Source organism: Bradyrhizobium sp. HKCCYLS1011, from assembly GCF_051167795.1.
GTDB lineage: Bacteria > Pseudomonadota > Alphaproteobacteria > Rhizobiales > Xanthobacteraceae > Bradyrhizobium.
This window is the reverse complement of record NZ_JBNPTT010000006.1, coordinates 542,080-567,909: the sequence shown is the minus strand read 5'-3', so window position 1 is coordinate 567,909 and position 25,830 is coordinate 542,080. Positions and strand designations below refer to the sequence as shown.

Annotated in this window: 21 protein-coding genes; 9 read left to right on the top strand and 12 right to left on the bottom strand. The window is 64.4% G+C overall.

Annotation, left to right across the window (positions count from 1 at the left end; all coding sequences use genetic code 11):
* Positions 1 to 8 precede the first annotated feature (8 nt).
* From ACQR1W_RS23065 to ACQR1W_RS23050, 4 genes are all read right to left on the bottom strand, one after another.
* Positions 9 to 1,997 (bottom strand): TonB-dependent siderophore receptor, encoded by a 1,989-nt coding sequence (locus ACQR1W_RS23065; RefSeq protein WP_434852991.1) that lies wholly within the window; start codon positions 1,995 to 1,997, stop codon positions 9 to 11.
* A 594-nt stretch (positions 1,998 to 2,591) separates the two neighbouring features.
* Complete coding sequence (locus ACQR1W_RS23060; RefSeq protein WP_434852928.1) at positions 2,592 to 3,410, bottom strand: COG4705 family protein; 819 nt, start codon at positions 3,408 to 3,410, stop codon at positions 2,592 to 2,594.
* 99 nt (positions 3,411 to 3,509) lie between these two features.
* The gene (locus ACQR1W_RS23055) at positions 3,510 to 3,851 is read right to left on the bottom strand and encodes a hypothetical protein (RefSeq protein ID WP_434852927.1); all 342 of its coding nucleotides are present in this window, start codon (positions 3,849 to 3,851) and stop codon (positions 3,510 to 3,512) included.
* A 61-nt stretch (positions 3,852 to 3,912) separates the two neighbouring features.
* Positions 3,913 to 4,668: a COG4705 family protein gene (locus ACQR1W_RS23050; RefSeq protein ID WP_434852990.1), complete on the bottom strand. Its 756-nt coding sequence runs from the start codon at positions 4,666 to 4,668 to the stop codon at positions 3,913 to 3,915.
* Between the two features lie 292 nt (positions 4,669 to 4,960).
* Here ACQR1W_RS23050 and ACQR1W_RS23045 point away from each other — a divergent pair, with 292 nt between their 5' ends.
* Complete coding sequence (locus tag ACQR1W_RS23045; protein ID WP_434852926.1) at positions 4,961 to 5,620, top strand: response regulator; 660 nt, start codon at positions 4,961 to 4,963, stop codon at positions 5,618 to 5,620.
* Positions 5,617 to 6,963 carry a sensor histidine kinase gene (locus ACQR1W_RS23040; RefSeq protein ID WP_434852925.1) on the top strand — a complete coding sequence of 449 codons (1,347 nt, stop codon included), beginning with the start codon at positions 5,617 to 5,619 and terminating at the stop codon, positions 6,961 to 6,963. The genes ACQR1W_RS23045 and ACQR1W_RS23040 overlap by 4 nt, the downstream gene beginning before the upstream one ends.
* An 83-nt stretch (positions 6,964 to 7,046) precedes the next feature.
* Here the strand turns inward: ACQR1W_RS23040 and ACQR1W_RS23035 are convergent, their stop codons facing one another.
* On the bottom strand, positions 7,047 to 7,367 hold the full coding sequence (locus ACQR1W_RS23035) for a hypothetical protein (RefSeq protein ID WP_434852989.1): 321 nt from the start codon (positions 7,365 to 7,367) through the stop codon (positions 7,047 to 7,049).
* Between the two features lie 201 nt (positions 7,368 to 7,568).
* Here ACQR1W_RS23035 and ACQR1W_RS23030 point away from each other — a divergent pair, with 201 nt between their 5' ends.
* The gene (locus ACQR1W_RS23030; protein ID WP_434852924.1) at positions 7,569 to 8,819 is read left to right on the top strand and encodes a multidrug effflux MFS transporter; all 1,251 of its coding nucleotides are present in this window, start codon (positions 7,569 to 7,571) and stop codon (positions 8,817 to 8,819) included.
* 7 nt (positions 8,820 to 8,826) lie between these two features.
* Here ACQR1W_RS23030 and ACQR1W_RS23025 read toward each other — a convergent pair whose 3' ends face one another.
* A complete protein-coding gene (locus ACQR1W_RS23025) occupies positions 8,827 to 10,641 on the bottom strand; it encodes a ShlB/FhaC/HecB family hemolysin secretion/activation protein (protein WP_434852923.1) in 1,815 nt (604 codons plus the stop codon).
* 127 nt (positions 10,642 to 10,768) lie between these two features.
* On the opposite strand from ACQR1W_RS23025, the gene ACQR1W_RS23020 reads away from it, so the two are divergent.
* Both ACQR1W_RS23020 and ACQR1W_RS23015 read left to right on the top strand, forming a co-directional pair.
* Positions 10,769 to 11,986, top strand: a complete 1,218-nt coding sequence (locus ACQR1W_RS23020; protein ID WP_434852922.1) for a FecR domain-containing protein — start codon at positions 10,769 to 10,771, stop codon at positions 11,984 to 11,986.
* Between the two features lie 69 nt (positions 11,987 to 12,055).
* Positions 12,056 to 14,815, top strand: coding sequence for an EAL domain-containing protein (locus ACQR1W_RS23015; protein WP_434852921.1), 2,760 nt, complete (start codon positions 12,056 to 12,058; stop codon positions 14,813 to 14,815).
* A gap of 402 nt (positions 14,816 to 15,217) precedes the next feature.
* On the opposite strand, the gene ACQR1W_RS23010 is transcribed toward ACQR1W_RS23015, so the two are convergent.
* The 5 genes from ACQR1W_RS23010 to ACQR1W_RS22990 all read right to left on the bottom strand — a co-directional run bounded on the left by ACQR1W_RS23010 (position 15,218) and on the right by ACQR1W_RS22990 (position 19,971).
* Entirely contained in the window at positions 15,218 to 16,132 is a 915-nt protein-coding gene (locus ACQR1W_RS23010) for a polyphosphate kinase 2 family protein (RefSeq protein WP_434852920.1), read from the bottom strand.
* Positions 16,129 to 16,848, bottom strand: coding sequence for an NUDIX hydrolase (locus ACQR1W_RS23005; protein ID WP_434852919.1), 720 nt, complete (start codon positions 16,846 to 16,848; stop codon positions 16,129 to 16,131). Before ACQR1W_RS23005 ends, ACQR1W_RS23010 begins: the two co-directional genes overlap by 4 nt.
* A 15-nt stretch (positions 16,849 to 16,863) precedes the next feature.
* Positions 16,864 to 17,892, bottom strand: coding sequence for an ABC transporter substrate-binding protein (locus tag ACQR1W_RS23000; protein ID WP_434852918.1), 1,029 nt, complete (start codon positions 17,890 to 17,892; stop codon positions 16,864 to 16,866).
* A 227-nt stretch (positions 17,893 to 18,119) separates the two neighbouring features.
* Complete coding sequence (locus ACQR1W_RS22995; protein WP_434852917.1) at positions 18,120 to 18,905, bottom strand: ABC transporter permease; 786 nt, start codon at positions 18,903 to 18,905, stop codon at positions 18,120 to 18,122.
* 253 nt (positions 18,906 to 19,158) lie between these two features.
* Entirely contained in the window at positions 19,159 to 19,971 is an 813-nt protein-coding gene (locus tag ACQR1W_RS22990; RefSeq protein WP_434852916.1) for an ABC transporter ATP-binding protein, read from the bottom strand.
* A gap of 258 nt (positions 19,972 to 20,229) precedes the next feature.
* Here ACQR1W_RS22990 and ACQR1W_RS22985 point away from each other — a divergent pair, with 258 nt between their 5' ends.
* Both ACQR1W_RS22985 and ACQR1W_RS22980 read left to right on the top strand, forming a co-directional pair.
* Positions 20,230 to 21,024 carry an ATP-binding cassette domain-containing protein gene (locus tag ACQR1W_RS22985; protein WP_434852915.1) on the top strand — a complete coding sequence of 265 codons (795 nt, stop codon included), beginning with the start codon at positions 20,230 to 20,232 and terminating at the stop codon, positions 21,022 to 21,024.
* On the top strand, positions 21,021 to 22,583 hold the full coding sequence (locus ACQR1W_RS22980; protein ID WP_434852914.1) for an ABC transporter permease/substrate-binding protein: 1,563 nt from the start codon (positions 21,021 to 21,023) through the stop codon (positions 22,581 to 22,583). Before ACQR1W_RS22985 ends, ACQR1W_RS22980 begins: the two co-directional genes overlap by 4 nt.
* A gap of 7 nt (positions 22,584 to 22,590) precedes the next feature.
* On the opposite strand, the gene ACQR1W_RS22975 is transcribed toward ACQR1W_RS22980, so the two are convergent.
* Positions 22,591 to 23,547, bottom strand: coding sequence for a DUF2380 domain-containing protein (locus ACQR1W_RS22975; RefSeq protein ID WP_434852913.1), 957 nt, complete (start codon positions 23,545 to 23,547; stop codon positions 22,591 to 22,593).
* A 197-nt stretch (positions 23,548 to 23,744) separates the two neighbouring features.
* Between ACQR1W_RS22975 and ACQR1W_RS22970 the strand changes: the two genes are divergently transcribed.
* The gene (locus tag ACQR1W_RS22970; protein WP_434852912.1) at positions 23,745 to 25,163 is read left to right on the top strand and encodes a histidine kinase; all 1,419 of its coding nucleotides are present in this window, start codon (positions 23,745 to 23,747) and stop codon (positions 25,161 to 25,163) included.
* 20 nt (positions 25,164 to 25,183) lie between these two features.
* Positions 25,184 to 25,819, top strand: a complete 636-nt coding sequence (locus ACQR1W_RS22965) for a response regulator (RefSeq protein ID WP_085966978.1) — start codon at positions 25,184 to 25,186, stop codon at positions 25,817 to 25,819.
* The last annotated feature ends 11 nt before the right edge of the window (positions 25,820 to 25,830 follow it).

Below are 25,830 nucleotides of genomic sequence, written 5' to 3'. Positions count from 1 at the left end.
GACCTCCCCTACCAGCGATAGCTGATCGTGCCGGTAATGGTGCGCGGGCTGGTGTATTGGCAGCCGCCACTGGTCGTGCAGGCCGTGGTCACGCGGTCGGCGATGTTCTTCACGTTCAGCGCCAGATTGATGCCTTTGGGCTGGCGATAATGGATCCCGGCGTCGAACACGACATAGCCGTCGTTGACGATGGTGTTGATGTTGTTGGCAAAGGTCTCGCCCGTGTAGCGGATGCCTCCGCCCAATCCCCAATTGGCGAGGATGCCGGTCTGGAGCGTGTAGTCCAGATAGGCGGACGCCATGTTGGCCGGCACCAGTGTCGGCACCTTGCCGATCTCGGCCGCGGTGGAGCTCTGCGTTACCTTGACGTCCTGGCTGGTGAAGGTCGCGACCGCGTTGAGGCCGGGCACCAACTCGGCGAGCGCCTCGAACTCGAAGCCGCGCGAATTGACCTCGCCGAGCTGCACCGAAAAGGCGATATGGTTGGGATCCGTGGTCAGGGAATTCTGCCGGGTCAGGTCAAAGGCGGCCGCCGTGACCAGGAGCCTGCGCGAGGGCTGGAATTTGACGCCGACCTCGTGCTGCTGCGCGGTCGTGGGCTTGAACGGCGAGCCGCTGAAATCCGTGCCGGGCGTCGGCAGGAACGATTCCGAATAGCTGTAATAGGGCACGAGCCCGCCGTCGAACTCGTAGGCGATGGCGCCGCGCTTGGTGAAGGCGGTGTTCTCCGTCTTTGTCCGCGTCGCTGTCGCCACGCCGTTGGTCACCAGGCTGAGCGTGTCCTGCTCCGCGACATCGAAGCGACCGCCTAGCGTCAGGATCCAGTTCTGGACCTTGATCTGGTCCTGCAGATAGACGCCGACCTGGTCGATCTTCTGGTCCGCCGATCCGGTGTAGAGCGTGGTCGGAAACGGAATGGCCTGACCGTAGACCGGATTGAGGCTGTTGAGCGCCGGCACGCCGGCGGTCGCCGTAGTGGTCCGATCCTGCAGGTTCAGCATCTGGTAATCGACCCCGGACACGACCGTGTGCTGGAATGGCCCGGTGCCGAGCTTGGCAACGACATGGTTGTCGGTCGCAAAGGAATCGCTGGTCACGTCGACGCGATTGGCCCGCCGCGTGAACGACGTCAGCGTATCGAGCGGATTGGCCAGATAGGTCAGATAGCGGTAGTCGAGCTCGGAGTGCCCATAACGTGATTTCGATTCGAAGATCAGATTGTTGCTGAATCTGTGCTCGAACTGATAGCCGACCCGCGCCTGCTCCTGTTCGAATGTGTTGTAGCTGGGATCGCCGAGAAAGATCGGCAGCGCCTTCACGCCGGTGATCCCGGCCGAGGTGACATGCAGCACCGACAGCGGAAAGGCGTTGCCGGTGACATCCTTGGTGTAGTCGGCGAGGATCGTCAGCGTGGTGTCATTGGTCGGCTTCCAGGTCACCGCCGGCGCGATATAGGTCCGGTTGTCCTTCACGTCATTGGAGAAATGCGCGATCGGGGCGTCGGCGTCCCGGAACACGCCGGTGACGCGATAGAGCAGCGCGCCATCCTTGGTAACGGGGCCGCCGACGTCGAAGGCGCCCTGGTAGCGGTTGTAGTTGCCGAACAGGCCGACCACCTCGCCGAAGGCCTTGTCGGGCGGACGCTTGCTGATGCTGTCGACGAGCCCGCCCGGCGCGCCCTGCCCGTACATGACCGAGCTCGGACCCTTGATCACGTCGATCCGTTCCAGGCCATACGGCTCGGTGCGAAACAGCGAGAAATAATTGGGATCGCCGACCTCGCGCAGGCCGTCGCGATAGTTGCCGTAGCCGTTGATGTCGAAGCCGCGGATCTGGACGTTCTCGAAGCGCGGATCGGTGCCACCGGTCTGCACGGCCAGCCCGGCGACATATTGCAGGCCTTCCACCAGGGTCGTGGCCCCGCTAGCATCGAGCTGGTCACGGCTGACGACGGACACCGACTGCGGCGTCTCCAGGATCGGCGTGTCGGATTTCATCGCCGCTGAGCTCACATTGGGCACAAAGCCGCGGACCGGATCAGTGCCGCGTTCGAATGCGGCTGACGACGGCGACCGGGCGCCCTGCGTCGCGGCCTGCGCGGATCCTCGCCCGCGCTCGCGCGCCGCACTGGCCGCCGGACCTGCCCTGCGCTGGGGGCGCGCCTGACGCGGACGAGCCGTCGGCTGCTCGACCGTCACCGGCGGAAGAGTGCGCGCCTCACCCGCCGCCTGCGCATGAGCGGCGCGGGACTCGAGCATGAAGAGTGGAAGAAAACAGACACTCGCAAGCAAACAACCATACGCTCGCGCACTGCTGCACGCGGGCGCGTTGACAACAACGCCTGACATGACGTCCCCCGAAATTTCTTAGGAGTACGTTGCCGCTGCGTTGACGACGCATCAACGGATTTTCGGAACCCGCGCGCTGGAATTGATACAGAATAGAACGGTTAAAAATCGCCAGCTCATTGCTGCCGCCGCACATCGACAACCTCTACACCAGGAGACGATTATTAGTTCTGCTGCGATCGAATCGCTTGGCGCGCGATCAGCGGAGCCGCCTCCCCGCGCGAGGACGGTGCGCACGCGGGCTTACCGTATCTGCTCTGCCACATCCGATCCGGGATGCCGACCTGGTCGTTGTGGCAACACGATAATCAATACCACCATGGCGACGAGGATCACAGCCGAGGCCAATGGTCGGCTTAGAGCAAGGCCACCATGGTTCATCGGCTTGTCCAGGAAATCTCCGACCGTCGCTCCCAGCGGCCGCGTGAGAATGAAGGCAGCCCAAAACAGGAAGACGCGCGAGATTTCGGTCCAGTAATAGAGGGCTGCCAGCACCGCGAGGCCCAGGCAAAAGACGAGCGCGCCGCCCTGATATCCCAAGCCGGTATCGTCCGCCGTCCAATCGCCGAGTGCCGTGCCCAGGGTTTGCGAAAAGGTGATCGTCACCCAGTAGAAGATCTCCACCTTTGGTGTCGTTACCGTTTGCACGGCGATCGAGCCGAGACTGAAATACCAGATGGCGAGCGAGCCGATCACGCATCCCAACAAGATGGATGAGCCGCCCGCGTATCCGATGCCCAATGAGCGATCGAACAGATCAGCCATCGCGGTACCGACTGTCGTCGAGGCCACGATCGCCAACCAATAGACCCAGGCATTGAACCGCGGGACCGAGATTTGTGCGATGACGGCTGCGACGAACACGGCAAGAAAGATGCCGGTGCCGATCAAGTAGCCTCCACCTTGAGGGTTCGTGTCGGCGTGCAACCAGCTCATCGTCACCGCGTCGCCGCCGGTTTCACCAAGCGTGGTCGCCAGAATCTTAATGATCCAGAATCCTAGCGTGACGGCAGGGACTTTACTGACGCCATTTTCTAAAGTGCTACTCAACGGCTTCAACATTTGCTCTTTCCGTGGACGTGAGCGGCCAGCATTTTTTTGTGGATGAAGGGCATCAGCCCTTCATCTGATCTATGACCGACAACAGATCGGCGAGGGCCTTCATTTGTCGGCGTCTGGCGGGCCTTCGCGCACGGCGTCGAGTGCACGGTCGATGGCCTTGTCGACCTTGTGCCAATCGGAAGCCGCTCGCGGCTTCAAGCCTGGTTCCGCCTCATCCCATTTGGTCTCGAGATCCTTGATGCGCGTCTTGGCGCCTGGAAAGTCGCCCTTATCGACGAGAGCTGCGACATCGGCGGCAATGCTGCGGAATGGCGTCAGATCGCCGAGCTTCGACTGGGCAGCCTCGGCGCGAGATACGAGTGAAGCGCCTCGCTGAGCATAAGGCACAACTTGGGTGATGGTCACAGCAGCGACCGCCACCAGGAATTTGGTGAATCTCATGTTGCACTCCTTTGGTGATGATTTCGCGGGGATCGAGGATCAAGGCAGGCGGGGCGCACCTTCAGTCGCTCGTAAGGGCTTCAGCTTTGCGGCTCCGGTCCCCCTCGAAAGTCAGCCAGGCGACCAGCGCGACAATGACGGTGAGAAAGGCGAGGCTGGTGTAGATCGTTCCAAGGCCAAGCCCGCCATAGTCACGCGCCTGAGACAGCAGATCGCCCAGCGAAGCGCCGAGCGGGCGCGTCAGGATGTAGGCCAGCCAGAAAGTCAGCACGGCGTTGCCGTTGAGCGCATAGGCGGCTCCGATCACTGCGATCAGCGAACCAAAGGCAATGACGCCGACATCAAAGCCGAGACCAAGGGCTTCCGTGGCAAGGTCGCCGGCGGCTGTGCCGAGTGCGAAGGTGAAGAGGATCGCCGCCCAGTAGAACAGCTCACGCCGCTTCGTGATGATCGTATGGATCGAGAGGGTCCGCTCCGCCGCGTACCAGGCGACGAAAATGGCGGCCAGCACGACCGCGAATGCCGACGTGCTGACGTAAAGACTGATTTCCAACTTATCGGTCAGGAAGTCCGTGATCTCTGTACCAACGATGCTGACCAGCACCACCGTGACCCAATAGATCCAGGGCATGTAGCGCCGCGCCCTCAATTGCAAGCTCAGCGCCAGAAAGAACAGCGTGGCCATCACGAGATGGGTTGCCGCGACGCCCAGCCCCACATGAACAGCGAGATAGTCCGCGCCCGTTTCGCCGACCGTCGTCGACATGATTTTGATCACCCAGAAGATGAAAGTTACTTCCGGGACCTTGTTCAGCATCTCATACGTGAGGCGCAGCTGCTGTGGCACGTCGCGAAACTCCTTTTCGGGGCGGATCGAGGAACCCGCCGAAATCCGGAGTCAACCTGCGCGCATGGACTTAGCCCCGGCTTAGCGGCCGGTTCTGGCGACGTCAGGCATCCTAATTCGTTCCTAAGTTGGATCAGTCATACTGCCCTTGGCCTCCCTCTCGGACTTGGCTTCGGACTTGGCTTCGGACTTGGCTCTTGGCTGACGATGCCGTACGAGGTCGGGTGGTATCATCGCCGTGTGGATTTCGAAAATCGCCGCCATGCGAGTTCTGTTAGCCGAAGACGATAAGATGATTGGCGCCGCCGTGGTCGAGGCGCTCAAGGATGCTGCCTATGCGGTCGATTGGGTCCGCGACGGCGGCCTTGCCATCGAGGCGACCCGCAGTGAAAGCTATCACCTCGTACTGCTCGATCTTGGCCTGCCGGCTGTCGACGGCCTCGATGTGCTCAAGACTATTCGCGTCGCCAACATCAAGCTACCCGTCATCATCCTGACGGCGCGTGACGCGCTTGATGATCGCGTCCGTGGTCTCGATCTTGGCGCCGATGACTACCTGATCAAGCCGTTCGAAATCCAAGAGCTGCTCGCCCGCATGCGGGCGGTCATCCGCCGGGAAGGAAGCGGCGCGTCGCCAATCCTGGGCAATGGAAGGCTTCAGCTCGATCCCGCCACCCGTGAAGCCAGCTTTGTCGGCGAGAGAGCCATTCTCAGCGCGCGAGAATTTGCCCTACTTCAGGCCCTGCTGCTGCGGCCTGGCGCCATCCTCTCGCGCGCCGATCTTGAAGGGCACATCTATGGTTGGAACGAGGAGGTCGAGAGCAATGCCGTAGAGTTTCTGATCCACACCATTCGCAAAAAACTCGGTGCGCTTGCGATCAGGAATGTCCGTGGCGTCGGCTGGATGGTGGACCGCGCATGACCCGGTCGCTGCGCGCCCACCTTTTTATCGGATTGACGTCGATCGTCATTTTGACGGGCGCTATCGGTGCGACCTTCGCTTATCTGTGGGCCTACGACGAGGCTATCGAGATCCAGGACTCCGTCCTGATCCAGGTCGGTGCATTTGCGCTCGGTGCTCCTTTCAAGGAAAATCAGGCCGTCAACGGCGTCGACGTCGATTCAGAAATTGCGGTCGTCGAGCTCGGCAACGTGCCGCGCGGTCCCTCGGACATGCGCCGGCTTTGGGCTTTGCAAGATGGGTTGCACAACGATCGCTATCAGGGCCAGGCGGTCCGCGTTCTGCTGCGTACCCGGCCGGACGGAAGCCGCCTCGCAGTCACTCAGAGCGGCGAAATCCGTACCGAGCTCGCGGGCAATATGGCGCTCCGCACCTTGTTGCCGATTGCAGCGCTCGTGCCATGTCTGATGCTGGTGATAGCGATTGTGATTGCACGCTCGCTCGGTCCTATGGTGCGCCTGGCCGACGAGCTTGATGGGCGCAGAGCCGACGATATGAGGCTGCTCGCGACCGAGGGCGCGCCGAGCGAGCTACAACCGTTTCTGGCCTCGATCAACGGATTGCTGGCGAGGGTCTACGCGATGGTGGATCAACAACGGCACTTCATCGCCGATGCCGCTCATGAGTTGCGGACCCCAATTACAGCGTTGAGCCTGCAAGCCGAAAATCTCGATTCCGTCGACATGTCTGCCGCCGCGCGCGAACGAGTCAATGCTTTGAAACGCGGTATGCGGCGGACCAGGCAGCTGCTTGAGCAACTCCTCGTACTTGCACGTCAGCAGTCAGGCCTGTCTGACAAGACTGAACGCGTGTTTCTTGACAGAGTTGCGAAAGGCGTCGTCGCCGATCTGTGGGAAGATGCTGCCGCCAAGGATGTCGAGCTTGGTTTCGCGGTCGCTGACGAAGTCGAGGTAGACGGCAACAGTTTTGCTCTGACCTCGGCGATCCGGAACGTTGTTGAAAATGCGATCAAGTTTTCGCCCGATGGTGGCACGGTTGATCTTGGCGTCACCCGAGAGGGTGCCATGGCGGTCGTACAGATTGAGGACAGCGGGCCTGGCATCCCGCCGGCCGACATCGACCGCATATTTGAGCCCTTCTTCCGCGGCAGCCAGCCGAGCGGCGAGGGCTCCGGGCTCGGTCTTTCGATCGCCAGGCGCGCCATTGATCAGGCAGGAGGTGTGATCGAAATCGAGAATATCGTCGGCCGGGATCGGTCGGGGCTGAGGGTCACGATCAAATTGCAAGCGGCACGGGTCGAGGCCTCTCAAGCAAGAGCAGCCTGCAACGAAAGCCTGCCGTGATGATGCGCGCCTGAGCATCTCGAGAGTCCAGGTTCGGCCCTGACGGGCTGCCCCGGAATGACGGTGGCCATGACGCAGTCAAACTAATCGATCACTTCGATCGGGTAGACGTCGATCGCAGGCTCCTCGTAAGGATGCGCGGCCCGGATCGCCTGCAAGGCATCGCGCAGGCGATCCTCGGCGCAGACGGTCTCGATGCGCTCTTCCTCGACCGCTTCCAGGCGTCCCACAGCTCCGATCGTCGGGTTGGCTCCGGCAAGCGGCCGGAACCGGCCGGTGCCCTTCACGGTAAACGAACAGTAATCGTAATTGCCGATCCGCCCCGCCCCGGCCGCGCCCATCGCCGCGCGGACCGCGTCGCCTTGCGCCTCCGGGACATAGACGACAATCTTGTAAATCTTCATCCCTGCAACCCGAGCCTCGATCACGCGGGCGGTATCACCGCGGCTGCGGGAACGCAATTTGCTTGCGCAACCCGTCCTGCTCACAATGGCGCCAATGGGTTGATGCCGTTGGGCTGCCATTCCGAAACGTGGGTTGTGCACCGCAACAAAGCCAATCAGAATCGTTCGCATCCTAAGCATCGAATATGGAAGGCTCTCGACTTGGCTGACACCAATGCCGACACCATCGCAATCGTCCGCCACCGGCCGATGGGGTTCGCCGAATTCGTCATCGTGATCGCGACCATCATGTCGCTGAACCCGCTGGCCATGGACATGATGCTGCCGGCGCTGCCGAATATCGGCTCGGCCTTCCATATCGATGTCGCCAACCGGCTGCAGCTGGTGCTCTCGGCCTTCATGATCGGGTTCGGCATCGGTCAGTTCGCCATCGGTCCCTTGTCCGACAGTTTCGGCCGCCGCCCGGTGTTGCTCGGCGGCATGGTGCTGTATTCCTGCGCCAGTGTGCTCGCCATCGCCGCCCCCTCGTTCGAGACGCTGCTGCTCGCGCGCGTCCTGGAGGGTCTCGGCACCGCGGCCACGCGCGTGATCGCGACCTCGATCGTGCGCGACTGCTACGCCGGGCGCCGGATGGCCAGCGTCGTCTCGCTGGCGATGATGGTGTTCATCGCAGTCCCCGTGGTGGCGCCGTCGTTCGGCCAGGCAGTCCTGGTGTTCGCGCAATGGCGCGGCATCTTCGTGGTGCTGACCGTGTACGGCCTGGTGGCGCTGGTCTGGACCATGACGCGGCTGCCGGAAACCCTTCCCGCTTCCGAGCGCAAGCCGTTCGCCGTCGGCGAAATTCTGGACGCCTTCCGCAAGACCCTGACCAACAGGCAGACGCTCGGCTATGCGCTCGCCGCCAGCGGCACCTTCGGCGCGCTGCTCGGCTATGTGTTCTCATCGCAGCAGCTGTTCACCGGCGTCTATCACCTCGGCCGCTATTTTCCGCTCGCCTTCGCCGCCATCGCGGGGTCGATCGCCGTCTCCGCCTTTCTCAATGCCCGGCTGGTCGGTCGGCTCGGCATGCGCATGATCTCGCACAGCGCGCTCATCGGCAGCGTCGGAACCGCCATCGTCACCTTTGCGGCGGCCCGCCTGGACATGCTGCCGCTGTGGCTGTTCATCCTCCTGTCCGCCGGGATGATGTTCGCGTCCGGCCTGATGTTCGCGAACTTCACGGCGCTGGCAATGGAGCCGCAACGGTCCAACGCGGGCACCGCCTCCTCGCTCTACGGCTCGATCACCACCCTGCTCGGCATGGGCGCCGGCGCCGTGGTCGGCCAGGCCTTCGATGGCACGCCGATTCCGTTCGCGACCGGCTTCCTGGTCTGCAGCTCCGCGGCGCTCGCGATCGTGCTGGTCACGGAAAAGGGCCGGCTGTTCCACTCGCACCAGCCGGGCACGGTCTAGCGTCAGCTTAGAGACACGGCCCCTGGCCGCGCTGCGGGCAGAGCTTCACCGCGCTGGAGAGTGACAGCAGGAAGCGGGCGTTGCGGGTGTCGTTGTCGGGGGCGCGATAGGACAGCGGGAAGGCGACGCCGAGATCGGCGCGCCATTCGTTCGGGAACGTGAAGCGGATGCCGGCGCCGACCGAGGTCAGTGCGACGCCATCGGACGGGCGGAAGCCGTCATTCCAGACCAGGCCGGCATCAGCGAAACTGTAGAGCTGATAGCCGAGGAGATAGGCCCAGTTCAGCTTCTGGTCGAAGCGCAGCTCGAAGGTGCCGGCGAGGCCATTGTCGCCGCTGATCTCCGCGCTGCGATAGCCGCGGCCGAAGGCGAAGCCGCCGAGATAGAACTGCTGGGAATTGTAGAGCGGCCCCGAGGCGACCTGTCCGGCGCCGGCGATCTTGATCGACCAGGCCTCCGACAAGGTCTGGTAGCGCGTGAACCAGGCATTGACGATCGAGAAGCTCGGCGAGGCGCCCGCGCGCGACGCCAGCGGATCGTTGAAGGGCGTGGCGTTGAGAATGTCGAGGCCCTGACGGTAGGATACGGTCAGATAGCTGTCGCCGCCGAACCGATCACCCCAGCGATAGTCCGAGGTCAGCGTGAGAAAGCGGATATGATCCTGATAGATCTTCCCGAACACGTCGCGCTCGGACACCTCGCTGAAGGCCATCGCCGCGGTCAGCACCAGCGATGATTGCTGCGACTGGATCGGCGCGACGCTGCCGTGCAGCTCGTAGGTCTCGGTTACGGTATTGTCGTTGAAGAGCCGGCGGATGTCGCCAGGCCGCACTTCGCTGTAGAGCGCGGCGGCGCCGATCCGCGCGCCGTCGGTGCCGACCGGCGCGTCATACGACAGCCGTCCGAAACTGAGCTGGCGCGGATCGCCCGGCGTGGTCGACAGGTTCACGGCCAGCGTATCGCCCGGCAGCAGATAGGAGTTGAACGCGGCCGTCGCATAGCTCTGCCAGGGGCCGACCGTCGACGAGCCGAGATTGTCCAGGCCTGTAAAGCCGTAGACGTGCCAGGTGGTCAGCTCGAGCACCAGGCGAAAGTGCCCGGTGGCGCCGCCGATCTCCTCCAGCGAGGAGTCAGCGATGCGTACGCCGCCGCGGCTGTTGATCAGCAGCAGCTGGCGTTCAAGCGTCGCAAGACGTGACGGCTGCTCGGCCAGCACCGCATCGAGCATCGGCCGCACACCGAACTCCTCGGCGCCCGGACCTTTCAGTGTCACTTCGGTGATGCTGCCTTCGATCACCTGCAGCCGGACCCGGCCGTCGCTGATATCCTGCGGCGGCACGATGGCGCGGCTGAGATGGAAGCCGGCCGCGCGGTACTGCTCGGTGATCCCGGCCGCAATCGCTGCCAGATCGTCCTGCGACACCGGCTTGCCGAGGTAGGGCTGATAGGCCGTCGCCAGTTGGTCCCGTGCAAGCGTGCTCGCGCCGCTCAGAGCAACGCCACGCAGTACGAACAGCGGCCTGCCGTGGCCGCGCAGCTCCGGCTGGGGTGCCTGCGACAGACGAGGTCGAACCGGGGCGGGAGCCGGTCGCGACTGCAGATCGTCGAAGAACTTCTCGGTCTGCCGCGGATCGAACGCCGGCGGGCTGGCCGGGTCTGCCTGCGCAGGCACGGCACTTGCGGCCGCCAGAAGCGCTGCCACGACGGGCGCTGCCACGACGATTGCGCGCGTGCGGTTCCGGCCAAGCCCGATGGTCAGCCAAGCGCCTGCATCGCTTGAGACAGCAAATCTCGTTAATGCCGGGACGCATGAGGACCGCATGATTTTTATTAATTTTTTATGGTCAACGAAGGGTTAAGCCGTCAGGGAAAGATTAGGCTTTGTCCTAAGGGTCTCTTGAAACATTTCCGCTAGTTTGCAGCCTCGGCAACTATCGCGAGAGGCCACCATGCTGGGCACTGGCAGTCTGAAACGAGTCCTGACCGCCGCATTCATTGTCGCCGCGGCTCAAGCCGCCTGCGCGGCTGATGGCGAGCCCTGGTCGGTGAGCAAATTCTCTGGTGAGGTGTGGGTCATCACGCCAGGCGCGGCCCAGGTCTCGCTCGGCAGCGACAACGTGCTGAACCCCGGCGACACCATTCGCACCGGCAGCAGCGGCCGCGCCCTGCTGACGCGCGGCGCCGAAACCATCCTGATCGCGCCGAACTCGGTCGTTGGCCTACCCACCGAAGCCAAGGACGGCATGGCGACGACCATCCTGCAGCGCGCCGGCTCGATCCTGCTCGATGTCGAGAAGCGCAATGTCCAACATTTCGAGGTCGAGACGCCCTATCTCGCTGCGGTCGTGAAGGGCACCCAGTTCAGCGTCACCATCGAGGCTAGCAGCACCAAGGTCGAGGTCAGCCGCGGCCAGGTCGAAGTCGCAGATTTCAAGTCGGGCCAGATCGCGCAAGTGATGGCCGGCCAGGCTGCAACCGCGTTCGCCCATGGCAAGGCAGGACTGAGTCTCAGCGGCTCCGGAAGCTTCAGCCCGATCGAGCAGGGCCGCCCACGCGCCTCCTCTATCGATCGCGTTCCGGTCCCCAAGGGAGGCCTGCAGGCGCCGCGCGGCACCAACAGCAGCGTGATCCACGCGCTCCAGTCGGTCGGCGGGTCGATGAAATCCGCCGCGGTGTCCTCGGGCACCCAGCCCGGCACCGCCGCCAACCTTGCCAGGCCGAATGTGGTGCGGATCTCGGCGCCACTCGGCGAAGTGAAGCTCAATGTGCATCAGGCGACCCATGGGCTTGCACATGGCGGAGCCACGCCGGGCATCCGCAGCGGATCGCACAGTCATACGGTCTGGAGCGATACCAACGCAGGCGTAAGCAGCGCGAACAACAGCAGCAGCACCAACGCCAGCAGCAACACCAGCAATGCGACCGGAGACGCTTCGGTTGCGGCAGCCGTGACGGCGGCAGTCGGCTCGTCCAGCGGATCGGCCGGCAGCAACGGCAACAGCTCGAACGGCAATGCGCTCGCCAACAACGGCAACGGCAACGGCAACGGCAATTCCGGCGGCAATGGCAATAACGGAAACGGCAATGCCGGCGGCAACGGCAATAGCGAAAACAGCAATGCCGGTGGCAACGGCAACGGCCATGCGTATGGGCACACCAAGAACTAGCTGAGGCCGGCGAGAGGCTGAGACACGGTGCGCGCGCAAGGTGCACGCACGAATGGGGACTTAAGGGGGATGCTGAAGCATTTGCGGCCGCACGTTCTGGTGCTGATTGCGCTTCTGACAGTCGGCGTCTCCGGCTGGCATGAGGTGCTGCGCAATGGGCTCAGCGACCTCAGGCTCACATGGGACAAGCGGCAGGCCAGCGGCGAAATCGCCATCGTTGCCATCGACGCGCACTCGATCGAGCAGATCGGCGTCTGGCCGTGGCCGCGGGGCCTGCATGCCGAATTGCTGCAGCAACTGACGCGCGCGGGCGCCGAGCAGGTCGCGTTCGATGTCGATTTCAGCGCGCCGTCCGACCCGCCGTCCGACCAGGCTTTCGGCGAAGCACTGCAGCAGGCCGGCGGATCGGTGCTGTTGCCGGCGTTCAGGCAACCGGCCGCGGCCGGCGCCCCAGGTGCCGTCCATGTCAACCGCCCCTTGCCGCAATTCGAAGCCAATGCCTGGCCGGTGCTGGTCAACGTCACCGTCTGTCCCGACGGCAGGGTCAGGCAGTATGCGTTCGGCGAACAGCTTGCGGGCGGCCTGGTGCCGTCGATGGCCGCGGCCCTGACCGGTCGAAGCTTCGCCAGCGACGCGTCGTTCCTGATTGATTTCGGCATCGATCCCGCATCGGTGCCGACGATCTCCTATGTCGATGTCATGAACGGCGACCCGGCAAAGCTGGCGCAGCTCAAGGGCAAGAAGGTGATCGTCGGCGGCACCGCGCTGGAGCTCGGCGACCGCTTCAGCGTGCCGAACGGAAAGATCGTCTCCGGACCTTTACTACAGGCGCTCGCCGCGGAATCGATGCTGCAGGGACGCACCCTGCAGATGACCTCGAACGCCGTGACGCTCGCGGGCGTCGTCATCATCCTCATGATGATGATCATGTCCTGGCGCCGGCTCGGCGCCTTCTGGCGCGTGCTGTTGCTGGTGGCGACGAGTGCCCTGGTCGAGGCTGCGGCGCTATGGCTGCATGCACGCTATGCCGTGGTCCTCGACAGCTCGCTGCTGCAGCTCGCCATCCTTGCCTATCTGGCAACGATCGCGCTCGACGAAATCGATTTCCGTGGCCTGCTCCGCCGCGTCGCTGAGAACCGTTTCCAGCGCATCGCGATGTCGCTCAGCGACGGGCTGGTCTGCACCGATGCAAACGGACTGATCACGTTGTGGAATCCGGGTGCCGCGGCGATCTTCGGCTACCAGGCGGACCAGATCATCGGCCAACCGTTCCGGACGCTCTGCGTCGACCCTGATGATGCTGAGGCGCTGTTCGCGATTCGAGACGCCGCATGGGTGGCGAAGCTCGCGCCAGGCGGATCGGTGATCGAATTCGATGGTCGCCGCAACGACGGCGAGGTGTTTCGGGTCGAAGCGAGCGTCTCTGCCTGGCAGGGCGCCGACGGATTGCAATATGGCGCGATCCTACGCGACGTTTCGCTCCGCAATCGGGAGGCCGAGCGCATCCGCTATCTCGCCGAGCACGACGCGCTCACCGGGCTGTTCAACCGCAACACGCTTCAGGCGCGGCTCACCGCGCTGCTGAGCGCCGAGGACGCGCTGTCTCGCGACATGGCGCTGCTGGTGATCGGCCTCGACGGCTTCCAGCAGATCAACGACATGCTCGGACAGAGCTATGGCGACCTCGTGCTCAAGGCGGTGGCCGATCGGCTGACCGCGGAGTTCGGCTGCCAGGGATTGGTCGCTCGCTTGAGCGGCGATGAGTTCGCCGTCGCGGTGCCCTACGTTGCCGTCGGAGACACCGTCACGGAGCTCGCCGAGCACGTCGCTCGGCTGTTCGACGTTCCCCTGCAGGCGGGCCCGCGCCAGCATCATGTCAAAGTGAGCATCGGCGTCGCGGTCCACCCGGAGGGCGGACGGACCGCAGACGAGCTCCTGAGCAACGGTCATCTGGCGTTCTGCCGGGCCAAGGCGATCCGCCGCGGCCGCCATGTGATCTTCGAGGAGACAATCCGCAGCGAGCTCGAGGCGCGCCTGACCCTGGAGGCGGAGCTTGCACTTGCGATCGAACGCAACGAGTTCGAGCTGTTCTATCAGCCGCAGGTCAACCTGCTCGACGGCCGCGCGATCGGCGCGGAAGCATTGATCCGCTGGCGCCATCCGGTGCGTGGCCTGGTTCCGCCCGCCGCCTTCATTCCCGTGGTCAACACATCGGCCCTGTCCGAGACCGTCGCAAGCTGGGTGCTGCAGTCGGCCTGCCGCCAGGCCCGAACATGGGAGCTCGCCGGCACTCCGGTCCGAATCGGCGTCAACCTGTCGCCATCGCAATTGCATTCCGGCGATCTTGCCGCCCAGGTCGGCAGCCTGCTCCAGGACACCGGACTCTCGCCGGCGCTGCTCGAACTCGAGGTGACGGAGGACATCCTGCTGCACGACGAGGCCCGGGCGCTCGACATTTTCAAGCGCATCGAGGCGCTCGGCGTCAGCATCGTGTTCGACGATTTCGGCACCGGCTACGCCAGCCTCAGCTATTTGAAGAAGTTCCGCCTCGACGGTCTGAAGATCGATCGCTCCTTCGTGTTCGATCTCCTGACCGATGCCGACGATGCGGCGATCGTCGGCTCGACCGTGAGCCTCAGCCGTCAATTGGGGCTCATGGTGATCGCCGAAGGCATCGAGAACCAGGCAACCGCCGACCTGCTGCTGCGGCTTGGCTGCGAGCACGGACAGGGCTACTTCTTCGGCAAACCGATGCCGGCCGCCGATTTCGAGCGCCAGTTCCTGATGGCGAAAGTTGCTGGCGGCGAGGAGCAGCGCGGCGCCGCGTAAGCTTGCGATGTCGTAGCCTTCCTTTAGAAGTCTTGCCGCGGCGCTTGAATATCGGAAGATGAGGCGCGGCGCACATGAATGCGCCCTCTCCCTTTGTGGGAGAGGGCATATAGGAAATCGCGGCAAGCTCGGTGGGGTGAGGGGTATACCTCAAGGAGCGTAGTTCGCGGAGAGAAACCCCTCACCCGATCGAGTGCGTGGATGGTCCGGAGATGCCCTCTCCCGCAAGGGGAGAGGGCGCTGTATCGGACGGCGCAGCGCTGACCGACCTCACTCAGTCAATGGTGGGCAAACGCGGCGTAGCCACCGATTCACGGTCAGAGGTCCGGTGGGCACGGCGCCAACGCCTTTTGCCCATCCTACGCTCCTCTCGCAATAACGAACCCAAAGATCGGATTATCGCTACTTCTTCCGCCCCTTGCCCTCGGCTTCCAGCGCCTTGCGCACCGCCTTGAATTCCTTGAGCGAGGCCGGATCGGTGCGCGGAAAATGCAGATCGAGGCTCTCCAGCGTCGCCACGATGGCCGAGCCGATGACGACGCGCGCAAACCATTTGTGGTCCGCCGGGACCACATACCAGGGCGCAAAGGGCGTCGACGTGTGCCGCAATATTTCCTGGTAGACGGCCTGGTAGCGTTGCCAGCGCGCCCGCTCGGTGACGTCGTTCATCGAGAACTTCCAGTTCTTCGCCGGCTCCTCCAGCCGGTCGAGGAAACGCTGGCGCTGTTCCTCCTTCGAAATATTCAGGAAGAATTTGAGAATGATCGTGCCGTTGCGGGTCAGGTAGCGCTCGAAGGCGGAAATGTCCTCGAAACGCTCACGCCAGATGTTCTTGGTGATCAGCTTCGGCGGCAGCTTCTCCGCCTTGAGCAATTCGGGATGCACCCGCGTCACCAGGCACTCCTCGTAATAGGAGCGGTTGAAGATGCCGATGCGACCGCGCTCGGGCAGCGCGAGGAAGCTGCGCCACATGAAGTCGTGATCCAGCTCCTTGGACGTCGGCTGCTTGAACGACGTCACCTCGCAGCCCTGCGGGTTGACGCCTTCGAAGATGCTCTTGATCGCGCTGTCCTTGCCGGAGGCATCCATGCCCTGAAAGATCACCAGCAGCGACCAGCGGTCCTGTGCGTAGAGCTTCTCCTGGAAATCGGCGAGCCGCTTGCGGTTTTGCTCGATGATCGCCTCGCCTTGCTCCTTGTCGAGGCCGCCCTTGGCCTTGGTCTTGTGCGACTTCAGGTGAAACCGCTCGGCGCCGTCGACACGGAACGGCGAAACGAACGGGTCGAGCTCAGCGGCCAGCAAGCGCGGCTTGTTCATGGGGATAAGGCTTCGCTGTCTTCGAATTGCGCTTCGAGAAAGGCGGTGACGAAGCGCGGCATCGTCGCCGTCAGATCGTCCCTCGAGCGAACCAGCAGGATCGCGGAAAGTTCCGGCTCGACCTGCGTGGCGAGATTGGCCTCGATGCGGCGTTGCAGCGCCTCCCCCTCGCTTCCGACGTCGAGCAGGCGCATCATCGCGATCGAGGCGCCGGTGACCACACAATCCCAATGCGCGCCGGCCTGGTAGTCCGACGGCGACAGCCCCGTCTCCTCTTCGACCTCGCGCGCAACATTCGCTGCGATGTCGAGGCTGCCGTCGTTGACATCCTCCGGATCGGGCGTGCCGGCCGGGAAATAGATCCTGCCGGCATTGGCGGTCTGCCCGCCCATCACGCCGAGCACGAAGGCGCCGTCGGCCGTGCGCAGCGCACCCATGCCGAAGCCGTTGAAGACGGAGCGATCCGGAAAACCCCAATCGCGCCAGGCGAGCAGATTGGCGAAGTCGGTTTCGAAATAGCTCGCGCGCAACTGCCCGGCGGCGAACACGGGATCACGTCCGAGCAGCACGCGACCATTGAATAGCGCCGGTATCGCGCGCTGCCTTTCCTTGAAATGCGCCGCGATGTCGGCATGCCGTTCACGTGCAAACGGCCAGTCCCAGGGCTCGACCTTGAAGTCGAGCCCGGTCACGCGATGAATGACGACATCGGTCATGCACACCCATGCTTTCTATTTGGAGCTTGCGCCCGTGGTGCCCTTCGCCCTGTCGACGAATGTGTTGGTGTAGGTCTTGCTAACATCGACATTGGCCTTGGCGACATCAGGCGAGCCCGTGCTGAACACGGCGAGCACGGCCTCGGCCCCCTTCGGGTCCATCTTGCCGGTCTCCGAATACATCGGAATCGTATTCTTCAGCGCGGCAAGATAGAGCGCCTTGTCCTTACCGACCATCTCGTCGGGCATCTTCGCCATGATCTCTTCCGGCGTGTGCGCATGAATCCAGACGAGCGTGGAGAGGATTGCATTGGTCAGCGCCTGGGTCTCGCTCGGATGCCCGGCGACCCAGGCTGCGGTCGAATACAGCGCGCCACCCGGATACTCACCGCCGAACACCTCCAGCGTATCATGCTGGGTGCGGGTGTCGCTCAGGATCTTCAGGTCCGGATGGCTGCCCTGCAGCACCGTGACCGAGGGATCGAGCATCACGGCGGCATCGATCTGACCCTGCTCCATCGCCGCCACTGCAGTCGCGCCGAGACCAACGCCGATCACCGCGGTGCCGGAGGGATCGAGTCCGTTCTTCTTCAACAAATATTTCAGGAAGAAATCGGTCGAGGAGCCCGGCGCGCTGACGCCGACCTTCTTGCCGGCGAGATCCTTGATCGAGCTGATCTCCTTGTTATGTGACGGCGCGACCACCAGCACCAGGCCGGGATAGCGGTCATAGACCACGAAGGATTGCAGCTCCTGCTTCTTGGCGGCGAGATTGACGCAATGATCGAAATAGCCGGAGACGACGTCGGCGCTGCCGCCGAGCACCGCTTTGAGCGCATCCGAGCCGCCCTTGAGATCGACGAGATCGACGTCGAGCCCCGCTTTCTCATATTCGCCGAGCTGCTTGGCCAGCACGGTCGGCAGATAGCACAGGCAGGCCCCGCCGCCGACCGCGACCGTCACCTTGCTCGCGGCCGACGCGAGGCTTGTGGTCAGGGTCAGAGCGAGCAGCGTTCCCGCGAGCTTAGCGAAAATCGTTTTCATTGTTTCCTCCGTTCAGATTGTCTTTAGCCTAAAGCGGCGAGCCTGGATTGAGAAGACCGCCACGACAAACACAGCTGTCGTCCCCGCGAACGCGGGGACCCATAACCACCGGCCAGCGTGGCTCGCACGTGATCGTCGACCAGCATCGTCCCACGATAGGTTCCGCGGTATGGGTCCCGGCGTGCGCCGGGACGACACCGGTTCTTGTCGCTCACATCTCACGTCGATCATCGTGCATCCACGGCATCCGGCCGCCACACCAGAAGCCGCCGCTCGACCAGCGTGACGCCGATATCGATCAGCACCACGAAGATCGACAGCACGAACATGCCGGCGAACACGCCGGCGACGTCGAACACGCCTTCGGCCTGCTGGATCAGATAACCCAGGCCCGCGGCTGAACCGAGATATTCGCCGACCACCGCCCCGACCACGGCAAACCCCACGGACGTATGCAGCGAGGAGAACATCCAGGACAGCGCCGAAGGCCAGTAGACGTGGCGCATCAACTGCCGCTCGCCCATGCCAAGCATGCGGGCGTTGTCGCGCACCACGATCGAGACTTCCTTGACGCCCTGATAGACGTTAAAGAACACGATGAAGAAGACGAGCGTGACGCCGAGCGCGACCTTGGACCAGATGCCGAGCCCCAGCCACAGCGTGAAGATCGGCGCCAGCACCACGCGCGGCAGTGCATTGGCCATCTTCACGTAGGGGTCGAACACGGCCGCGACCAGCGGTTTGCGCGCGAACCAGAAACCGACCAGCACGCCGCCGAGCGAGCCGATCACGAAGGCCAGGATCGACTCCCACAGCGTGATCGCAAGATGCTTCCAGATCACGCCGGTCGCAAACCAGTTGATGACCTGGGAGAACACATCCACCGGATTGGAGAAGAAGAACGGCGGCAGCAGAATGCGGCCGAACACCGGCACCGTGGCGAACACCTGCCACAGCGCGATGATGGCGACGGCGACCAGCATTTGCAGCGCGAACAGTCCGACGCGGGACATCAACGAACTCCGCGTTGGGTGCTGAGCGCGGCGCTGCCACCGCTCGGGCGCTGCACTTCCCCTCCCCCTTGCGGGGGCGAGACGAGCAAAGCTCGTTCTGAGGGGTTGGGGGTGGGGGTAGCACAGCCAACAGTCCTTGCGTGGTACCCCCCTCCCCGACCCTCCCCCGCAAGGGGTGAGGGAGCAGACCGCACTTGTGGTGAGAGTTTGCGCAAAGGCAATAAGGCTCTCGTTGGCATGAGTCCGATCATCGTCATGCTGCCCCCGCCTGCGCGTAGCCCTTAGCCACCTCGGCCTTCAGCATGTGCCAGATCTCACGATGCAGCTCGTGGAACTCGTGACGCAGCCGGACCTCGAAAATATCGCGCGGCCGCGGCAATTCGACCCGCCAATCGCCGATGATGCGCGCGGCCGGTCCAGCCGACATGATGACGACACGGTCGGCGAGCGCGATCGCCTCCTCGAGATCATGGGTAACGAACAGCACGGCCTTGCGATCGTCGCTCCAGAGATCGAGCAGCAGATTGCCCATGATCTGCCGGGTCTGCGCATCGAGCGGGCCGAACGGTTCGTCCATCAGGATGATCTTGGGATTGCGGATCAGGACCTGGGCAAGGCCGACGCGCTTGCGCTGGCCGCCGGAGAGCATATGCGGATAGCGGTTGCCGAAGCTGGCGAGGCCGACCGAGGCCAGCCAGGCTTGCGCGCGCTCACGCGCCTCGGATCGCGGCGTGCCCGCAATGTCGAGCCCGATCGCGACGTTCTCCAGTGCCGTCTTCCAGGGAAACAGCGCGTCGGCCTGGAACAGATAGCCGGCCTCGCGATTGAGGCCGGCGAGCGGCCGGTCGAAGATCCGCACCGTACCACCCGCGGGTTTCAACAGCCCGGCAGCGAGGTTGAGCAGCGTGGATTTGCCGCAGCCGGTGGGCCCGACGATGGCCACGAACTCGCCATCTGCCACGCTGAGCCGGGCCTTCTCCACCGCGGTATAGACCCGTCCGCCGGCGAGACGGAACGCCACGGTCGCCTCCTCCAGCGCGACGGCCGCGGACCTTGCCTGCGTCACTTCATGGTCCTCCAATTGCGGACGATGGCTTAGCGTCTTGAGCGGCGAAGTTCAACGCGGCCCCGCGACGTGCTACGTGAGAGGGAGCGGCGACGTCTTACCCTCCCCTGGAGGGGGAGGATCGGCTCACATTGAGCGAAGCGAAATGTGAGACGGGGTGGGGTGATCTATCGAAAGGAGCCCCTACCCCGACGCTCATTCCATTCGCGTCACAACCTTCCCCTCCAGGGGAGGGTGGGAAAACCAGTCGAACCGTCGATGCCAGGCACGCCGCTGATCACCTACGCTCATGTCTGCAAGAGCTTCGCCAACAACGGCGCGCGCGTACGCGCGGTCGACGACGTGTCGCTTGCGGTTGCGGAGGGCGAATTTCTTGCCATCGTCGGCACCTCCGGCTCCGGCAAGACCACCCTGCTCCGGCTGACGAACCGGCTGACCGAGGCCGACTCCGGCGCGATCACGATCGCAGGCGAGGATGTGAGCAAAGTTGATCCGGTGACCCTGCGCCGCCGCATCGGCATCGTGTTCCAGAGCGGCGGCCTGTTTCCACATCTGAGCGTGGCCGCCAATATCGGCATCACGCCCGCTTTGCTCGGCACGCCGGCCGATGAGATCACAACCCGTGTCGATGAGCTGCTCGACCTGGTTCGCCTGGATCGTTCCGCCTATCGCGACCGTCTGCCGCATGAGCTCTCCGGCGGTCAGCGCCAGCGCGTCAGTGTTGCGCGCGCCCTCGCCGCGAGCCCGCGCATGGTCCTGATGGACGAGCCGTTCGGCGCGCTCGATCCGCTGACGCGCGATGCGCTCGGCGATGATTTCCGCGCCCTGCACGACCGGCTCAAGCTGACAACGATCATGATCACCCATGACATGACGGAAGCCATTCTCCTGGCCGACCGCATCGCGGTGATGCGCGCCGGCCGGCTGCTCGCGACCGGCACACCGGCCGAACTCGCGGCCAGCCAGGAGCCCTACGTGACCGAGCTGCTGCAGACGCCGCGGCGACAGGCCGAGCGGCTGAGGGCGCAGCTTGCGGAGCGCGGCACCGCATGAGCCTGCTTTCCGATCCGCGCTTCATCGAGGCGTCGTCGCATCTTGCCGATTATCTCGGCAGCCATTTGCGGGTCAGCATCGCGGCGCTGGCACTGGGGCTCGTCGTCAGCTTTCCGCTGGCGCTGATCGCGCGCAACCGGCCGGTGCTGCGCGGCGTCCTGCTCGGCGCGGCCAGCATCGTGCAGACCGTGCCGGGGCTGGCGCTGCTCGCGCTGTTCTACCCGCTGCTGCTTGCGCTCGGCGCGCTGGCGATGCGCTGGCTCGGCGTCGGCTTCTCGGCCTTCGGCTTCCTGCCGGCGGTGCTGGCGCTTGCGCTGTATTCGATGCTGCCGGTGCTGCGCAACACCATCACCGGCCTCAACGGCATCGAGCCGGAGCTGATCGAAGCGGCGAAAGGCGTCGGCATGACCGCGCGGCAGTCGCTCACGACGGTCGAGCTGCCGCTGGCGCTGCCGGTGATCATGGCTGGAATCCGCACCGCCGCCGTCTGGGTGATCGGGACGGCGACGCTGTCGACGCCGATCGGGCAGACGAGTCTCGGCAACTACATCTTCGCCGGGCTGCAGACGCAGAACTGGGTGCTGGTCGTGTTCGGCTGTGTCGCAGCCGCCGTGCTGGCGCTCGCGGTCGACCAGCTGCTGGCGTTGATCGAGACCGGCCTGCGGAATGGCCATCGCCTCCGCGCCGGTCTCGGCGCGGCCGGCATTGCGGCGATGGTTGCCGCCAGCCTCGTGCCGGCGCTCGCCGGATCGGGCGCGCGCTACGTCGTCGGCGCCAAGACCTTCACGGAGCAATATGTGCTGGCGGCGCTGCTCAGCGAGCGCCTGCAGGCAGCCGGGCTGCCGGCGACGACGCGCGCCGGGCTCGGCTCCAGCGTGATCTATCAAGCCTTGCGAAATGGCGATGTCGATGTCTATGTCGATTATTCCGGCACGCTGTGGGCCAATCAGTTTCATCGCAGCGAACAGCTGCCACGCGACGCACTGCTGGATGCGTTGAAGACGCAGCTTGCGCAGGAGCACGTCACCCTGCTCGGCGAGCTCGGCTTCGAGAATGCCTATGCGCTGGTGATGCCGCGGACCCGCGCCGAGGCGCTTCATATCCACACGATCGCCGATCTCGCCAGCCATGCCGGCGCCATGACCATCGCCGGCGACTATGAGTTCTTCTCGCGGCCGGAATGGGCGGCGTTGCGCGAGGCCTATGGCCTGTCGTTTCGGGCGCAGCGCCAGATGCAGCCGGACTTCATGTATGCGGCGGTCGCCTCCGGCGAGGTCGACGTGATCGCGGGCTACACCAGCGACGGGCTGATCAAGAAATACGATCTCATCGTGCTCGACGACACCAAGCACGCGATCCCGCCCTATGACGCGATCCTGCTGCTGTCGCCCAAGCGCGCGGGCGATCAGGCGCTGCAGAAGGCGCTGACACCCCTGCTCGGCAAGATCGATATCACAGCGATGCGCGAAGCTAACCTGCGTGCCTCCGGCAGCGATGCGGATGCGTCGCCGGAAGCCGTGGCGCGCTGGCTGTGGGAGACGGTGACCGCGAAGAAATAGCGCGCAGTCATCTTGTCTCGTCACCACCGAGCAGCCGCTCACTCACCAGACGTGCCGCACCGCGCCCCCAGGAGTAGTTGGCGCCCATGCGAAGCCCGCTGTCGCCGGCGGCAATGACGGCCCCACTTCTGGTATCGCGGAGCTGGAATCTGATCGTGTATTCCGTGCGGCTGACCCGCCCAACCACGCCGGTCAGCGCCTGATCCGCGCCAAACTCGCGGGCGAGCCGCAGGTCGCAATCATCACAGCCGGTCTGCGGCTTTGCCGCTGCCGCCGCATCCACCTCGACGAGACGATAACGGCCGGACTGATCGAGGAGCTGACGCACCGCTTCGGTCGCATCAGCCAGTCCCTTGATATCGGTCTCCGTCGCGCCGACCGCCCCGGCTCCGGCGCTGCTGTCGTCCAGCGTGAACGGGAGCAGCGCAATCCGGACCGGCGCCGACGGAGCCGCCATGGCATCGCGAATCTGGCGCGATATGAAGATCTCGGCCCGCTGCCAGGCCTCGTCATCATCACCGCGGAACGTGAACAGCTTCTCGGATATCACGCGGTTGGATGCGACTTCGACGACGTCGGTCCGCGCCCACTGCACCAGCGTGCTCATCTTCTGAACTGCACCGACCACGAGAAACCGCGCCCCGGCCTCGGTTGCGATATGGCGGAGTCCATCCATGGCTGTCGCATCTGCGAGACAGGACGGCGCACAGGAGGGATCGACCAGGCGGAGACGCTGGTCTGTCGCCAGCTCGCGACGGAGCGCGGCCATGAAGGCCTGGAGCCGCCGCTGATGAGCGGCGCTCTGGTCGGCCGGCTCGCCGGAGGTATCGACATAGCTGAAATCCGCGACCACCACGGCCGGGGCCGGGCCGGACGGCTGGGCCGGCCACGCGCGGCCGAAACCCACGGCAAACATCAGGCTCGCAATCGCGAAACGGCCAAGCAAACGTGAGCTGCGGGTCATGAGAGCTCCTTTTCAGAAAAGGTTGGACCCGAACGCTAGGATCGCGGTTTGCTGGCCGAAACGGCTGATATCCCGGCCGGCTACGGGAAAATTTCACGACGTCACCTCTCGTCCGGTGGCCATCCTTTTCGCCGCGCCGGTTCTGCCGTTAAATGCGCGGGCTGCTTTAACCTGATCCCACGCGTGAGGCCGAGACGATGTGGACCCTCGCCAACAGCGATCTCAAATACCGCCTGACCTTGCGGATATCGGCGGTCTCGGCGATCTGCTTTGCCGCGATTTCCGCGGTTGTCCTGTGGGACATCGACCGGGCGACGCGCGTCGAGCTGAACGACATCGCCGACATTACCGCCAGGACGCTGCAGCTGCAGCTCAACAAGACGCGCTGGGTGAACAATCCGGGGGCGACCTTCCCCGACCTCGACAGCATTGCCTCGCTGGTGATGCGGCCGGGCCTGTGCATCGCCTACCGCGCCGGCAGCGGACAAATGGTGCAACAGTTCTGTGGCGGAGCACAGACGCAAAACGAGCCGCCAACCGCCTTTGCCGTCGTCCATCGCGCCATGTTCGATCACGGGCGCGAGGCGGCGCGGCCGGTGCTGTTTGGCGACAGACCACTGGGCGAAGCCGTGGCCTGGATCGATCCAGCCGTTCTGAGCGCCGATGCATGGCGCGAGCTGAGCCGCCTGCTGCCGGTGCTGGCGGGCGCGCTCGGGCTGCTCTGCGTGCTGAGCTACGCGGCGCTGGCGCGGGCGCTGCGGCCGACGCAACTGATCCGCGCAGGGCTGGAGCGGATCGCCGCCAACGACCTCGCCGCGCGGCTGCCGCCGTTCGATCTCGCCGAGCTGTCGGCAATCCGCGATGCCTTCAACCAATTGGCCGAAAACCTCGCGACCTCCATCGCCGAGCGCAACGAGCTGACGCGGCGGCTGATCGCGCTGCAGGACGATGAGCGTCGCCATCTCGCCCGCGAGCTTCATGACGAGTTCGGCCAGTCGCTTGCCGCCATTCGCGCGCTGGCGTCCGCGGCCGGCCAGAGCGCGGCCCAGACCTCTCCGGAGCTATTGTCCGAATGCGACAGCATCGCGCGCACCGCGAGCGACATGATGAGCACGCTGCGCGGCGCGCTGTTCAGGCTGCGTCCGCCCGACATCGACGAGCTTGGCCTGGGCGCAAGCCTCGAAGGCCTGGTCACGGGATGGAGCAGGCGCCAGTCCGGGCGGACGAGGTTTGAGATCAGGCTTGCAGGCGCTGTCGACAGCCTGCCGGAGACGATCGGCCTGAACCTGTATCGCATTGCGCAGGAGGCGTTGACCAATGCAGCACGGCACGCGGACGCCACGCAGGTGCTGCTTCAGTTGACGGTGCATGACGGAAGGAACGCGCCCGCTGCGATCGAGCTCACCGTCGAGGATGACGGCCGCGCCGGCGATCAGGCGGTGAGGCCGGGAATGGGGCTGCTCGGCATGCGCGAACGCGTGGCCGGGCTGGGCGGACAATTGAACTTCGAGTCGAGACAGGACGGCGGCTCGCGCCTGCATGTCGGCATCCCCTTCGCTACGAGCAGCAACCCGCCACTCTCCGACCAGCGCGTGCTTGAGGAATGCGCGGCGTGACCAGCCCCGGCGGAGCCATCATGCTGGTCGACGATCATGCCGTGGTGCGCGAAGGCTACCGGTCGGTGCTGCAGAAGCAGCCGGGCTTTCGGGTGGTCGCTGAAGCCGCCGATGGCGCCGAAGCCTATCGGCTGTTCAAGGAGGTGAGGCCTGATCTCGTCATCATGGATGTGACCATGCCCGGGGTCGGCGGCATCGAAGCGATCCGCCGCATCCGGCAATGGGATCGCGAGGCCAGGATCCTGGTGTTCACCATGCATGAGAATGCCGGCTTTGCCGTGCAGGCGATCCGTGCCGGCGCCAAGGGCTATGTGACCAAGAGCAGCCCGCCGGAAGCGCTGGTGCAGGCGGCGCGGGACGTTCTCGCCGGACGCATGGCAGTCAGCCCGGACATCGCCCAGGAACTCGCGCTCGGCCGGCTCGCCGGTGAAACCGCGGCCGCCGACGTGCTGACGGCGCGCGAATTCGAGGTGCTGCAGATGCTGCTCGCGGAGCGAACCACCGACGAGATCGCAGACGCGCTCCATCTCAGTCCGAAGACGGTCGCCAACGTCCATTCGATCATCAAGGACAAGCTCGGCGTCGGCTCGGATATCGAGCTCGTCAGGCTCGCGCTGCGGCAGGGCCTGCTGTCGCAGCCCATGCCGCCGGCGTGAGGACAAGCCGC